Annotated in this window: 10 protein-coding genes; 6 read left to right on the top strand and 4 right to left on the bottom strand. The window is 54.1% G+C overall.

Translation table 11 applies throughout. The features are described 5' to 3' along the window. Positions 1-102 precede the first annotated feature (102 nt). From GGR95_RS11080 to GGR95_RS11070, 3 genes are read right to left on the bottom strand one after another with little or no spacing between them, the layout of a single operon-like run. On the bottom strand, positions 103-915 hold the full coding sequence (locus GGR95_RS11080; RefSeq protein WP_184565806.1) for a ChaN family lipoprotein: 813 nt from the start codon (positions 913-915) through the stop codon (positions 103-105). Next, positions 912-2636: an ABC transporter ATP-binding protein/permease gene (locus GGR95_RS11075; protein WP_184565804.1), complete on the bottom strand. Its 1725-nt coding sequence runs from the start codon at positions 2634-2636 to the stop codon at positions 912-914. Before GGR95_RS11075 ends, GGR95_RS11080 begins: the two co-directional genes overlap by 4 nt. 6 nt (positions 2637-2642) lie before the next feature. After that, on the bottom strand, positions 2643-4898 hold the full coding sequence (locus GGR95_RS11070; protein ID WP_184565802.1) for a TonB-dependent hemoglobin/transferrin/lactoferrin family receptor: 2256 nt from the start codon (positions 4896-4898) through the stop codon (positions 2643-2645). Positions 4899-5197: 299 nt separating this feature from the next. Here GGR95_RS11070 and GGR95_RS11065 point away from each other — a divergent pair, with 299 nt between their 5' ends. The 6 genes from GGR95_RS11065 to GGR95_RS11040 all read left to right on the top strand — a co-directional run bounded on the left by GGR95_RS11065 (position 5198) and on the right by GGR95_RS11040 (position 11489). Beyond that, on the top strand, positions 5198-5926 hold the full coding sequence (locus GGR95_RS11065; protein WP_184565800.1) for a ChuX/HutX family heme-like substrate-binding protein: 729 nt from the start codon (positions 5198-5200) through the stop codon (positions 5924-5926). A gap of 102 nt (positions 5927-6028) precedes the next feature. After that, positions 6029-7057, top strand: a complete 1029-nt coding sequence (locus GGR95_RS11060) for a siderophore-interacting protein (protein ID WP_184565798.1) — start codon at positions 6029-6031, stop codon at positions 7055-7057. Positions 7058-7436: 379 nt separating this feature from the next. Beyond that, positions 7437-8585, top strand: a complete 1149-nt coding sequence (locus GGR95_RS11055; RefSeq protein ID WP_184565796.1) for an ABC transporter permease — start codon at positions 7437-7439, stop codon at positions 8583-8585. After that, positions 8582-9289 (top strand): ABC transporter ATP-binding protein, encoded by a 708-nt coding sequence (locus tag GGR95_RS11050; RefSeq protein WP_184565794.1) that lies wholly within the window; start codon positions 8582-8584, stop codon positions 9287-9289. The genes GGR95_RS11055 and GGR95_RS11050 overlap by 4 nt, the downstream gene beginning before the upstream one ends. After that, the gene (locus GGR95_RS11045; protein WP_184565792.1) at positions 9286-10128 is read left to right on the top strand and encodes an HlyD family secretion protein; all 843 of its coding nucleotides are present in this window, start codon (positions 9286-9288) and stop codon (positions 10126-10128) included. Before GGR95_RS11050 ends, GGR95_RS11045 begins: the two co-directional genes overlap by 4 nt. Then, positions 10125-11489: a TolC family protein gene (locus GGR95_RS11040; protein ID WP_184565790.1), complete on the top strand. Its 1365-nt coding sequence runs from the start codon at positions 10125-10127 to the stop codon at positions 11487-11489. The genes GGR95_RS11045 and GGR95_RS11040 overlap by 4 nt, the downstream gene beginning before the upstream one ends. 101 nt (positions 11490-11590) lie before the next feature. On the opposite strand, the gene GGR95_RS11035 is transcribed toward GGR95_RS11040, so the two are convergent. Next, positions 11591-15040, bottom strand: coding sequence for a Hint domain-containing protein (locus GGR95_RS11035; RefSeq protein ID WP_184565788.1), 3450 nt, complete (start codon positions 15038-15040; stop codon positions 11591-11593). Between the last annotated feature and the right edge of the window lie 53 nt (positions 15041-15093).

Below are 15093 nucleotides of genomic sequence, written 5' to 3'. Positions count from 1 at the left end.
TAGAGGAGGGCGGCATTCTGACAAACACGGTTCTGCGTAAGGTATGATAGTTTGTTATCGTTGCTTTGGGCCTCACCACGCAATCAGGGGCGGAACCAAAGGTCAGGTTGTGGGCAACCGGTAAACGGCGTCACCGACTTGAGGCTTGATTTCGCGCCCTTGTTCCGCAGGAAGAAGGACTTGCGTGTTGGGCACGCCAAGGTCCTCTAACTGAAACGGGGTGCCGTGATGGTATTCAAGGTGTCCACGCCCGATGATGCCAATGACCAGTGGGGCATCTGGCTGTGACACGACATCCGCGATGCGGCAGGCAAAGGCGCGGTCCCAAGTTTGCTGGGCACGTACAAAGCGGTCAAATTCGGGGTCTTGGGCAGATTGTGCTTTGCGCCCTTCACGCACACCACCCGTGATCTGGAACAGGAATTCGCGGTAGGCGGGGGATGCGGGTAGGGCGGGGGTTAGTCCCTCACGGTTCTCAACTGGAACGCCCTCCCAGCCGTCGGCACCCACTTCACTGACCAAGGCGCGGCGGCAGTTTAGGCCAATCATGGAAATCGCGTTGTCTTTGCAAAAGCGAAACAAGGGCAGGTAAAGCTCAGGATCAAACCCCCACACGGTTTTCCACTCGGCTTTTTCCAAAAACGCCTCCTCGGACAGATCCCCTGCGCTCCATTGTGCCAAAACAGGGTCAAGCCGTGCAGGGAACATTTCAAATCCCATGACGATGTCACGGCGCTGTGCGAATATCTGCTGTGAGACTTGAAGCTGCCACAGGTGATTATCAACGCGGTCATGCTGTTCGCCCAGCAGCACAACAGGGGCTGCGACCGCGTTGGCAATCACATGGCTTGCCTCCATCTGATTGCCAGTGTCAGGATCGATCCAGCCTGTAATAATTTCCTGTGCGTCTTTCATGCGGTCAGCCTTTCGGTGAGGGGCTCGGGGGTGCCAATGTTGATCGTTCGGTAAGGATACAGCGCTGTGGGCGCGTGATGGGCGACACAGATGAGGGTTGTGTCTGGGAGTTCGGCCCTGATGATGCCCAGCAATGCCGCCTCGGCTTCGGCGTCCAATGCGCTTGTGGCTTCATCCAGCAACACCCATTTGGGGCGTAAAATTAGAATACGTGCAAGAGCGAGGCGCTGGCGTTCACCGATAGACAGGCCCTCGGTGCCTTCTGTCCCTGTCTTTTCAAGCCCGCTGAGACGGTGGCCAAGGCCAACACGCGTTAGAATAGCGCGCAATTCGCTGGGGTCGATATCTGCAGGATCACCGGGATAGCAGGCAGCAGCGGCCATGCCTTCCGCAAAGACTTGTGGGGTTTGGGGCAGGAAAAGAAACTCTTCAGATGGGGCTTCGATGTGTCCGGTGCCATAAGGCCAAAGGCCCGATATGGCAGACAAAAGCGTGGTTTTACCTTGGCCCGATGCACCTGAAAGCCAAATCCGTTCGCCTTTTTCTATTCTGGTGTCTGGGACGGGACACAGATCGCGCCCGTCAGGGGTGCAAAGCTGTAAATCACGCCATGCGATGTAGCCAGTGTTTGGGATTAAGCGTTTGATGTCGCAGGGCGCATTCGGCATGGGGGCGGGGCTTTCCACCGCTTTGAACAACCCGTCCAACCGTTCTGTTACCGCCACAAATTCGGCCAGCTTGCGATAGGAGAATATGAACCAGCTTAAGGTTTGGGTCACCCGTCCGAAAGCCGAGCCGAGTTGCATCATGCCGCCCAATGTCACAGCCCCTGCAAAATAGGCAGGAAGGGCGAAAAAGGTCGGAACACGCATAATGGTTTGGTAATATGGGCGCGTGAATAGGCCCATGATGAACTGGCGGCGCAGTAATTGGTGCCAATTTTCTTGGATGCCCGAAAAACGCCCGTCCAACCTGCGCCGCTCAGCTGCTTCGCCGCGCGATTGTGCTACTTCTGTTGCGGTTTCGCGCAGTTGGATCAGAGCATGCCGAAAATCAGCTTCGCGGCGCTCTTGTGCGAAAACAATGGATTTCAGGGGCTTGCCCAACAGGTGTGTGGCAACACTGGAAATACCGACATAGATGAACGCCAGCCAGAACATGTAATGGGGGATCGAGATGTCACGCCCCATAAAGGTGAACTCCAAGGCAAAGCTGGAGAGGGACCAAAGGATCACGCAATAGGATACCAAGGCGACACTGCTGGAGATTAGATCAAGTGTTTCCTCCAAGAGATGATCAATGAATTTGCGACAATCATCCGCCACCCGTTGATCTGGATTGTCTATCGCATCGGGCGAAAGTCCGGGGCGCAAGTGCCAATAGGCCCCGTTTTCCATCCACGCGTCCAATGCGCGGTCCGTGAGGCGGTGGCGCCAATGCATCAGCAACTGCTGGCGCAACCAACGCATGACAAGGTAGGTGCCCGCCGACACTGCGGTTAACCCTGCAAATACACCGATCTGTGCCAAAGCAACATCGGCCTGCATGTTTTCAATGGCGTCATAGAAATCCTTCGACCACGCGATGAAACGGACCGAGATCCATACGCCTACGAATTGAAGCGAAAGGACAACGAGATAGAGAAGGATGCCCTTCCATGCGCCGGGCCCGCTTATGGCCCGCCACGTCAGGCCCGTTATTTGTTTTAGAATCCGGCGCATGGCGACTTAAAACTCCATTTGGTAGGACACTTGGATCGTGCGTCCTAAACCAGTTTGAAGTTCTAGAGGGCTGCCTGCCGCGACGCTGTTTGTTGCAGTTGCGCCATAGCTTGCTGCCGATGCTGGGAAATAACGGCGGTCAAAGACGTTCTGAACACCAACAGTGAACTTACCCACTTTGTTAGGTGTCCATGTCGCGTATAGGTCCAGTATTCCATATCCCGCAGGTTTGAAGGCTGTTGATTTATCTGTATCCTCAACACCCGCAGAAAATGTTCCGATGGCTTCAAGCTGCAAGTCGTATTGCGGCATGTCGTAGGCCAACCCGATCGTCGCAGTGAGCGGGGCCACATTGTGAGGTGTTTCTGCGCTGCCAGAGTTCACCCTCTGGGTGGCTTTTTGGTAGGCCGCAGAGAAATTCGCGTTCAAATCATCTTTGATTTCCCAAGAACCGGACGCTTCGATCCCCCAAATATCAACGGATGAAAGGTTGCGATAAGTGTAATCGCTTGTGCCGGGAGGATTGTAGAAGGATTGGATGAAGTTTGTATAATCTGCCTTGAATGCATTTACAGAAAAGAAGCCACGACCAAATTGGCCACGGACACCTAGTTCGATGTTTTTGACCTCTTCAGGCTTCAAGTCGGGCGCTGGGGTTAGATTGAAAAATGAACCTGGCAGTGAAGTGAATAATTGCTGCGAGGTGGGCATTTTGAAACCCTCACCATATTTGGCCCAAACCGAATATGTGTCATTGAAATGGTAAGTTGCGCCAAGGCTTTTCAGCAGCTTTTGATCGCTGCGCTTGATGGGTTCGCTTCCTGTCACAACTTGATAGTCTGCGTTGGGACGTGGGTCGAGGCTATAGGTCGCGTAGCGCAGGCCCGAGGTCAGTTCAAAGCGGTTGCCGCCAAATGTGATTTTGTCCTGTATATAGATGTCAGCACGTGTTGTCGTTGCATTGGCAAAGTTGAACCCTCCTGCGCGGGTCTCGGTGTTTATGCCCGTGGTTAGGTTATTGGTGCGGTCAATGCGCTCATAATCTGTTTTGGTACGGTCTGCATCAATGCCTAAAACAAAATCATGGCGCAGATTACCCGTGATAAAGCTACCGTTTGCCTGAACATCAATCTCAAAAAACTCTTCCGAGTAATCAAGGTTGTCATATGACATGATGCTGTCGCCTGCAGCCGAAGTAGAAAATTCGGCCCCAGTGCGGCTGTAAGAGTTGGGGGTGAACGCTAGGGTGGATTTGACGCTATCAAATATGCCGCCGCCAAGGGCCCATTCATGCTCGACGGCATAGCGTTGGCGGCTGATTTCTAACTCGCGATCGTAGGAATTGATGATTTCGCCTGTCGGTAAACCTGTAAAGCTGGAAACAACAGGGCCGCGCGTGACGCGGTGATCTACAGTTGTTGTGCGTTCCAAGGCATCTAAGGTAAACTCCAGACGATGGTTGTCGGTTGGGGTCCAGACAAGCTTGGCTAAGCCGCGATTTGAGGTAACACTGGTGGGGTCCAGTTCTCCGCAGGTGCTGGCGCCATAATCAACATTGCGCGGACAGCCCCATGCGCCGCCGTCATCACGTGCATTTGAGAGTTCGGTCTCGCTTGTGGTTTCTCGTGACAGTCCAATAAGCAGTTCAAGGTTAGGCAAGAGCTTTTGACCGAAGGTCAGCTCTACATCTGCTCCGTCGTTTGAGCTATCGTAGGCCGTTCGCACAGACCCGCCACGTTCACGTCCGTCAAGGACATCTTCGGGGTCAAGTGTTTCAAGGGCAACAATGCCACCAAGCGCATCAGCACCCCAAAGGACCGACGCGGGCCCTCTGACGATCTCAACCTGTTTGGTAAAGCTGAAATCAATATAGTCACGTGTGCCATCAATAATGCGTTCGGGCACGCGCGAACCATCCACTTGCATCTGGACCCGGTTTGCGCTGACCCCGCGAATGGTGAAGCCGCTGAATGTGTTAAACGGGTCGGTTGAGTTTGTTTGACGAAAGACTGAAACACCCGGCGTATAGCGGGTCAGTTCCTGCATATCCGTGATGTTGCGCGCCTCAATTTCGGCGCTGTCGATTACTGTGATGTTTGCTGGGACATCCAGTACCTGATCACCTTGACGGTCAGTGCTTAGAACGATTGTCCCCAACAGGTTTTCATCATCAGCGACGTCTTGTGCCAGCGCCCCGTAAGGCAGCAGGGCGGCGATGGCGACCGTGCTTGAAAGGGCCGCGATGCGGCAACGAAAGGTCATGTTTAATACTCCCAGCAAGGCAGCGATGCCTTTGGTTAACTTTTAATGCGCTGGCAGAATGCTGGCGGTTTTCGGTCGATTCCTGAAAACCTTGCCCGTTGCTAGTAATGGCGACTATTTTTGTCAAGTATTGGGGCGTGGATAATTTTTACATCGATTTCACGTCGCCAAATCCACTTTGATACGCCTTGACACCGCGATGCAGATGGTCACATTTGCGCGCAGTGGCCGTCTGCGGATATCCACACCAGCCAGCACCAAGCGAGCGACCCCCTCCAATTTACACAAAGGGTTCGCAAATGGCCGAGCAGCAAAACGATGTTATTGCATTGGAAAAAATCACTGGGACAGATGTAGCCACTGTTTTGAAAACACTTCCTAAGATGGGGAAAGTGATGGTGATCGTCCAAACGGGTCGGGGGGTGACCCACGAACGTATTGGCCCAGTGGAGAGCGTTGAGGTCACCGCAGATGGTGTGCGCTTGTCAGGGGCGTGTCACGAGAGCGTGGTTGATCCCAACGAAATTGTCGCAATTCATATTGACCGCAGTTCGGTGATGCGGGGCAAGGTTTTTCCAACGCTAAAATTCACCAATGAGGCAGGCGATGTGATGTTCTCGGTTGTGGGGATGGAGGGCACCGAGCCAATGGACCAAGCATTGTCGGCCTTTGAAACCAAGCCGATGGAAGAGGTTGACGTCAACCGCGTGGGTCCAGTTGTGGATCGCGGCACTGCGCCCGAAATCTCGGACACGGACCCAGCGATGGTTTTGTTTACCCAACTGAGCACGATGGACGCCGAGGTGAAAATTACAGCGCAAACCCCCAGCCTGACGCAGGTTTGGCGCGGTAAGGTCGAAGCTGTGAAACCATCCATGGGGTTTGTCAATGTGATGACCCCCGACTTTCACCTGCATCTGAAGGCGGGTGGCATTGCGTCATGGCAAGAGCAGGCGGGTTTGCGCATTGCTCTGAATGCTGACGGCATGCCTTGCGGTTTGACCGTCGAGGCGGCTGGCCTTTCCTGATTTTGCATTGCCGCTGGGGGATTGCGTTAAAGGTCATTTCCTTGGCGGCAGGGGCCGCGCAATTTCCGCTTTATCCAAGCCTTACTTACTGAGGAAACGAAAATGACACATCAAAGCAATGCAGTGCTCGACGTGCCTTCCATACTTACAATCAAGAAGATTAAAAACTTTGCGTTATCGGCAGGTTTGAACCTTGAGCGGGACGCTGAGGGGGTCTTGCTGCAACTGGGGTCTGGGTCGCTCAGGGTGACGGGGGACCGCAAGAAAACCAAACTGGAACTCTCGGCCAAGACGCCAGCCTTGTTGCAACAGTTGCGCGATGCAGTTGCTCTGCGGATGGAAAAACTGGAAACTGTGGTGAAATGGGAGCCTGTGGCTGGCAGCCGCCATCCTGCAAACCTGAGTATCGCTTCGGTTGTCGGGGTCGAGCGGATCAGCCCTTCTTATACACGTGTTACGATCGAGGGTGCTGACCTTGCACGGTTCGCAGAAGGGTCGTTTCATTTCCGTTTGCTCTTGGGTCCTGAGGGGGCAGGGTGGCCCGAGATTGATGCAGGCGGTGTCACCACATGGCCTGGCGGTGGGATGTCCGCATGGCATCGCCCTGTTTACACCACGCGCTCAATCACGTTTGGCGACAACGATATGGCGCGTTTGGCTTTTGATGTGTTCTTACATGATGGTGGCCGCGTCACAGAATGGACGCGCAGCCTTGCTGTCGGGACCGAGATTGCGATCACAGGCGCGGGCGGTGGTGGCAGAGCCGCCAGCGAAGTCGCGTGGCACTGCCTGATCGGGGATGAAACCGCGATGCCTGTCATCGCAAGGCTGCTGGAGAGGTTGCCTGAGAACGCCAAAGGTATCGCATCGTTGATCATTCCGGATGCCAAAGATGCCCAAAACTTAATCCACCCTGATGGGGTTTCCTTGAATTGGGTTCTGCGGGATCAAAACACCAGCCCCGTAGCGATCCTGAGTGAAATTGATCTGCCCGAACAGGACCGGTTTATCTATGTCGCTGCCGAGCGGGATGAGGTTGCTGCTGCGCGGATACATTTGAAAGACCGCGGGTTGGCCAAAGCCGAGGCCTCGTGTTTCTCTTATTGGACCGCGCCTCCGCTACAGGTCTGAGAGACTGAAACGACCAGTAAAATGCCTTGTAGTGCGCCTGACGCAGGTCAAGTTGTATCCAATCTTTAAGAAAATTACGCCAAACGAAAACCCGCGCAACTGAACCAAGTGACTGCAATTAAAAGGCAACAAAGCCAAGATATGTGAAGCATTGCGATGGTTTCTCCCCGTTTAACGGGGACGGTACAGGCCATAGGATCATCCTATGGAAAGCCTGTCTGAGTATTTCAACCACTTGGAATTCTGCTGCCAAGGTCTATTTAGGGCATGTCGGGTTAAAATGCTGCATTCCGCTGTCATCTCAAGACAGAGATTGTATGATCACAAGCTCGGCAACTTGTTCTGTTCTTGGTTTTTTGTTTTGGAAGGCATAATTTGAATGCTGCGAGTTGCGTGGAAATCTGTGCGCCATGATTGGCGCCGCTACCTGCCTGCGGTGATTTGCGTCAGTGTATCTGGCTTGCTGATGATTATGCAGTTGGCGCTGATGCTTGGCGCATTTCGCAACGTATCTGCACCCCTTTCAATGTCATCTGCTTTGCTGTGGGCAGGTCCCGCCGAAGAAACATCCTTTGACAGTGGCACCAGCTTGCAAACACCGGCATCATCTTTGCTGTGGTTGATCCCCGAAGTCGAGAGAGTTGAGCCGTTTGCATTGGCATTTTCCACAATGTCGCTGCCCGTACCACCGGGCGAAACGACTATCCCCAAAGAGCATTTTATTCAGGTTGTGGGTACGTCGATCAAAAAGGATGCCATGTTGTTTGGTGATGTCATTTCGCCTGCTTTGCGTGAAAGCCTTGCGGAGCCTGGAACAGTGATCCTTGATAAGGTCGTCGCAGGCGTAATGGGGGTGGGTATTGGGGACAACATTTTAGTGCAAAGTAAAATGATGCGCGTTGTCGGCGTGCTTGACGGGTTGCGAGGCGTCATGATGTCGACTGTGCTTACTTCACAAGCCACGGCGCGCTCCTTGCCGGGGCAAGAATCTGTCGGGGTTCCCAACTTCATATTGGTTGGGCTGGCCCCCGATGCACCAGCGGGCACAGTGGATCGCCTTATTACGGAATTTCAGACGCACCCAGACCTGCGCCTTTGGAAGAAGGATGAACTTATCACGTCAACAATGGAGCAATGGGCGCTCAAGTCCGCGATTGGTGTGATCTTTCTGTCTTCCATCGGGATCGCGCTTATCGTCACCTTGTTGGTGGTCAGCCAGTCCCTTAGCGCGGCGGTAGGGGCCTCGATCCGCGAATATGCAGCTCTGCGCGCTTATGGGTTTTCTTATCGTCGATTGCAGCGGTTGGTTCTGGCCCAAGGCGGCATTGTCGGCATTGCAGCCTTGGGCGTGACAGGGTTGGTGGCGACCCTTCTTATCGGGTATTTGCAGGGGAAAGGTGTTGCTGTCTTTGTGACGGTGCCACTTGTCTTATGGTCCGCCTGCGCCCTGATGGCCTGCGTTTTCGTGTCAAACTTGATTGCACTGCGCCGTTTGCGCAAGGCCGATCCGGCGGCGTTGCTGCGATGACCCGTGATATCGCAATCACCGCGCAGGGGGTGTCCAAATCGTTTCGAAACGGCAAGGCAACGATTGACGTGGTCCGCAATCTGGATATCACGGTTGATGCAGGTGCGTTCACTTTGATAAAAGGGCCATCTGGCTGTGGGAAATCCACGCTGCTGGCGATCCTTGCCGGTTTGACGTCACCTGATAAAGGAAAGGTTGAACTGGGGGACACAGCGATTTGGTCTTTGTCGGCGCGGAAACGCGATGCCTTTCGGTTGAAAAATATGGGGTTTATCTTTCAAGGCTCGATCCTGCTGCCAAGTTTGAAAGCTCACGAGCAGATATCCTTTGTGTTGCAACAGATGGGCGTCCCACGTGGCGAAGCCTATTCCCGCGCCTGCCAAGCCTTGTGTGATGTTGGACTGGAAGACCGCATAGACCTATTGCCATCGGCCCTTTCCGGTGGTGAAAAGCAACGTGTATCTGTTGCTTGTGCTTTAGCAAAAAAACCACGCGTGATCTTTGCGGATGAACCGACCAGTGCGCTTGACGGCGAAAATGGTGAGCGCGTTTCCTCAAAGCTGCGTGACCTTGCACAGCAAAAAGGCGTTGCGGTGGTTTGTGTCACACATGACGAGCGGCTCACACCTTTTGCTGATCGTATACTACAAATGGAAGATGGACGTTTCCTAACCTCCCAAGAAGAAAAGAAATCTCACGCATGATATATAAAGCTCTCCTTGCCCTGTGCCTGCTGCTTCCAGCGGCTGTGAACGCGCAAGAAACGCAACGGCCTTGGATAGCGGTTGCGACTGGCAAAGTCGATATTGATGGTGGCGTTATGCGATTGGCTGCCCGCCGCGAAGGATTGATCGCCGAAGTGTTGGTCACCGAAGGGCAGGCCCTTGCACGGATTGACGATTCCACTGCGCGGCTGCAAATGGCCATTTCGCGTGATGAATTACGGCAAGCCGACCTTCAGATGAACCTCGCCACTTTACGGGTCGAACAGGCGCAGGCAGAAGTATCGCGCCTGCTGCCCCTTGTCCGTGCTGACGCGATCCCTTTGCGTCAATCTGAAGAGGCGAATTGGGCCTCCAGAATTGCGGTTCTGGAAGCCACCAATGCACAAATTTCGGTTGATCTGGTGAAACGGCGGCTTGCGCTTCAGGAACAAGAGATCGAAGCGCATGTTATTCGTGCACCGCAATCTGGCGTTATTTTGCGCAGTTCAGCCCGCGTGGGCGATGGCACCAGTACGTCAACCGTGACGGAAATGTTCCTTCTTGCGCCTGATGCCAATCGGGTTGTGCTTGCCAATTTGGACGAACAATTTGTGGGGCTTGTGAAGCCGGGGCAAAGCGTGGAAATCATTTCAGAGAAAGACCGTTTTACGCCATTGAGCGGAGAGGTTTTGCGGGTTGCTGGCGTTTATGGAACACCAAGTACGCTAACGGATACCGATGTTAGAACGGTGCAGATTGTTGTGCGGATTGATGCCAGCCCTGAGATTGCAGAAGGGCTGATCCTAGGGCAGCGTATGGTTGTCAGGGTGTTACGATGAAATATGCTGGCTCTCTTATCATAGCACTTGCGCTAAGTGGATGTGCATTGCCTGATTTCGACGGGAAGCCGACAGTGGCTGTGCGTGCAACAGATCTGGCGGTTGTCGAAACACCTGTTTGGCTGTTGAACTTCGGTGACGCGGGGTTGCGCCGCATGCTGTTAGAAGCGGATGTAAATAATCTGGACGTTGCATCAGCGCGGGCGCGGGCGCGTGTCGCTGATCTGGCGCTTGCTCAGGCAGGCGCATCAGGGGGGGTGCAAATTAGCGGGGCAGGCGGGTATCTTGCCAGTGCCACAGGGGCGTTGCGGCCTGATGGGCAAAGTGGGCCTAGATCGAAGCGCAGTGATTTCAGCGCAAACATGACTGTGCGCTATGAACCTGACCTGACTGGGCGTCTTGCCGCAGCGCTGAGCAGCGCAACACTGGAGCGTGAAGCAAACGGGCTGGATTATATCGCGGCACGCCGCACCATTGCGATGGCCGTGGTGAACGGTTGGGTTGCCCTTGCCGAAGCCCGCAATCAGTCCGCCCGTGCCGATACGCGTATCAGCATGACACAAAAAACAATTCCTGCACTACGCGCGCGTGCTCAAAATGGCGAAACAACGGGCACAGAATTGGCAACGCGGCTTCAAGATTTGACAGATGCGCGCATTGCAAGAGCCGAAGCGTCAGGCCAGATCGCATTGGCGGAAGCGCGGCTGCGTGCTCTTGGTGTCAAAAAGATGCCCGCAGCGATCCCGTTGCGCAAAATAAAACGTCCTCGCATTCCTGCAAAAACGGATTTGAGCCGTGTAGGGGGACGCCCCGATGTCTGCGCGGCTTGGCTGCGGTTTCACGCCGCTGATGCTGCGCGGGCTGAAACACTCGCCAACACACGCCCGCGTATTGTCGTGACGTCTTCGCTGGCGTCCACGGCCCGAACATTGGCGGGACTCTTTAGCGGAAATGTCGCCGCGCTCTCCAATAGCGTGTCTATTGAGGGCAACCTTCTTGATGACGGAACAGCCAGACGGCAGGTCGATCAAGCCCGTATTGGCGTCGCAACGGCGGAAATTTCATGGCTGCAAGCGCTTTCGGCCGCAGAAATTGCGACTTTGGAGGCGAGTATCAATCTGCAAAGCGCAGAGGAGCGTTTAGAGGCGCGTCTCGCGGCGTACCGTTTGTTGGCGTCCGAGCTTGAAAGATCACAGGCGCGTCGTCGTGGGGGGCTCGACAGCGGGTTGGAGGTGGCAGGTGCTGAATTCGCTTTGATGTCAGCGCAACTTGAAATCGATGCAGCACGGGCAACCGCTTTTCGTGCGGCAGCACAGTGGTATGATGTTTTTGGCACTGAAACCGAGTGTCGCTTGCCATAAATTCGGTCACAAACTTAGATTGAAAATGAGGGAGCAAGGTAGGAAGATTTTAGCTGCGTCTCCCCCTCCGAAGGACCGGAAGGGGGAGGCGCAGCGGGATTTTACTCCGCAGCAATTGCGCTGTGCTGCTGGCCCTGTGGCCTAATGTTGCTCTGCACATTTCCAGTCAAATCCGAAGTGGTGGCTTTCAGGGCTTTTCTCCCTACAAAGGGGCGCGCCCTTTGCGCGTAAGCTTTGCAGGCCATTGAATCTTGCAGATCAGGGAACAGCGTGAACAGCTCCGCACGCGCGTCCTGATCCAGCGCTTTCAACGCCATTGGGCCGGGGTAGAAGCTTTCGGTTGCAGCATTTTCGGCAAAGATGATTTGATGCGTATCGAACATCAAATGTACGTAACACACCGATTTCTTACCTTGCATAATCCGCACACTTGGCAGCGTCTCGGCCAGATGTTTCGCCCGCGCCAGCTTATCTCCTTCAATCAACATACCATGCTGTTGTGACACAATAAGCGGCTTGGTGTTCCCCAAAACATGCGCATCGATCAAAACTGGGCGGAGATTTTCAGCGGCTGATAATGCCTTTTCGTCCAGTCTGCGCATCCCGATCCAACGGATGGGCTGTGGGCCATTGTCGGCCGTGTTGACCAGATCACCAACGCGCAGAGTTTCAATCAACCGATCCCCATCGGGCGTACGGATTGTCGTGCCTGTGGTGAAACAGGTGACATTGGTGTTGTCAAAGGTCAGGTCTTGGGCATCAACACCCGTCAACGTCAGTGTATTCGCCCCGCCAAGCGCGACTTTACCTGAGTAATCCACATCAGTATTCGAGTGGTTCAGAACACCATCGTCAGCTTGGTCCGCACGCAGGTCGAAAATATTGTCATAGTAATCTGATAGATCAACAAGGTCGTTGTTGCTCTGGTCGCCATCATCGAGGGCGCCAGTATTGCCTGTGTTAAAGTCGCCAATCGTGTCGTTGCCGCCGGAAACGATAAAGGTGTCGTCACCGGTGCCGCCATAAATCATGTCGTCGCCGGCACCGCCATCAAGAGTGTCATCAGAGGTGGCTTCCGTCAGGCTGATATTGTCCAATATCAGTGCTGCGTTATTGACTTCTGAAACTTCCGAATCCGCCAGTGTGATCGACAATGTTGCAATATCTACTGTCGGCGTGAAGGTGATTGTTACCGTTTCCATCGTACCAGAGTTGAAATCAGTAGTGATCTCGGCAGAGCCCAAAAGCACAGCCCCATCGGGGATATCATCAGTCGTCCAACCTTCGGGTTCTCCACCGACAATTCCAGCCATGGGGTTTCCATAGATCAAAACAAAAGTGGGTTCACCCAAAGGTGCCGAGTTAGTTGCTTCTCCAACTGCCGCATCCAGCTTGATTGTATAACTGGTCCCCGCAACCAGAGGCGTCGCTAGATCCTGCGATATACCTTCACCATATCTATCATCGGGACTTTTGACCAACGTCACATAGTTTGTTCCGTCTGTCGGTGCCGCTGTATTCGACCAAGGAACTTCATATCCGCCTTTTTCACTCACGTCGGGCGAACCGTTATTCCAACTGTACCAATCGGGGAGCGAGTCGCCTTGGCTAAAGAGGGAAGGCTTAAAGCCCTCAAACGATCCATCAGCAAGGAGCTCATCCGTGGAACCACCCGAAGTATCACCATAGATAACATCGTTACCTTCGCCGCCTAGGATAGAGTCATCACCGGAACCGCCATGAAGTGAGTCATCTCCCGCTTGGCCATTGATGGTGTCGTTATCAGCACCACCAAACACAGTATCGTTGCCCTTGCCTGCGTAAACTCTATCTTCATCATTGCGGCCAAAGCTATCACCCGCGTCAATCATGTCGCCTTCGGGATCACCAATGTAGTTGGCGTCAATCAGATCATCGCCCGCTGTGCCATCGACGATGAAGTTTGGCATCGGGATGCCAATCGCCGCCAGTTGAGCAGGGGTGGCCAAATCAACCGGAGCTACTTGATTGAGCGTGAGGCTTTCCCCGTTCGGGAAGGTCAAAACTGCATTGCCAGATCCATCGTCGCTAACGGTGACGTCATGCACATTGACCAGTGCTCCTTTGGCATCGGTCAAGCCGCTTACATCAACTTGGTCGTGTCCTGTGTAGGTGTCAGTAACCGGATCATAGACGGGCGCTTCAAAGCCGCTGATGGTGTCGTTCCCATCGTCATCGGCCAATACAACAGTGTCTTGCGCACCATCATCTGCACCGATGTCAAAGATATCGTCGCCCGCGCCACCCGCGACAACATCGGCACCAGTCCCTGTTGAGACATTCTGGGAACCGGTTGAGCCAATGACCGTATCGTTCCCTTCACCCAACTGGATGCTTTCAATCTCGACAAAATTCAGGTTGTGGGTGTCAGTGGTAATCGTGCCTGCTTCTTCACCTGTATAAGTTAGGACATGGTTAGCAGTCATATAGGTGTAGTCGATCACATCTCCGGTGGTTTCGCCTGTTTCACCGCCGACAACGGTATCGTCACCATCTCCTTCAAACATTGAAAAAATAGTGTCATCGCCACTGCCGCCGATAAGCATATCCGAGCCTTGATCGCCGGTGATAAAGTCGTTGCCGTCACCGCCATCGACATAGTCATCATCTTCTTCACCAAAAAGCCAGTCATCGCCCTCACCGCCGAGCAGGGTATCGTTTCCAATCCTGCCGGTGAGATTGTCGTGGCCACTTCCACCGACCAATGAATCATCTCCACCTTCACCGTCCACGATGTCATCGCCTGCGCCTGCAATTACGATGTCATTGCCCCCACCACTTTCGACAGTATCATCACCGTCCCCGGCGTGGATGAGATCGTCATTGTTGTTGGCAAGGTTATCACCTGCATCAACCCTGTCGCCTTCTGGATCGCCAGCATAACCGGCGACAATATTGTCGTCTCCGGTTGTACCCTCGACAATGTAGTTCAGTGGAACCGCGGGAATGCCTATAGCCTCCAGTTCATCTGCACTGTCCAGCGCGCTGGACAGAACGCCAACCAACGTGATGCTTTCCCCGCCAGTGAAGGTCAGGATAGCGTCGCCTGTGCCGTCACCGTTGGTGTCTGTCACGGTCACATCGGCGGTGTTGATCGGCGTTGTGCCACCATCCGATGTGAGACCGGAGACATCCAACTGATCGACGGTCGTACCGTCTCCGCTGTGGTACATGCTAAAACCTTGGACGGTATGCGCACCCGACCCGTCGGCCAGAACAACGGTATCACGCCCGCCGCCCAGAATGATGTTCTCGATCTCGGCGAATTCAGCAGTCGAAGTGCCGTCAGAAACGGTGCCCGACTCGGCATTTGCATCGGTGAGGTCAACAGTAACGTTCGTTGTCAGGCCCGACAGGTCAAGCGTATCGCCCAGTGTTTCACTGGTTTCGCCGCCGACAATTGTATCATTACCAAAACTGTCGCTCAGACGGATGACGTCATCGCCGGCCTCGCCACCTATGGAGTCGTCGGTAAGCGGTGCGTCGATCCCACCTATTTGACGTAATTCCACGGTAGCAGATCGTTGATCTGGCTTTGTTTGTGGCCTGCAACGATGGCTGTGAG

It is taken from the genome of Sulfitobacter undariae, assembly GCF_014196805.1.
GTDB classification, from domain to species: Bacteria; Pseudomonadota; Alphaproteobacteria; order Rhodobacterales; family Rhodobacteraceae; genus Sulfitobacter; species Sulfitobacter undariae.
The sequence above is the reverse complement of the archived record's forward strand: the minus strand, read 5'-3'. Positions and strand labels throughout refer to the sequence as shown.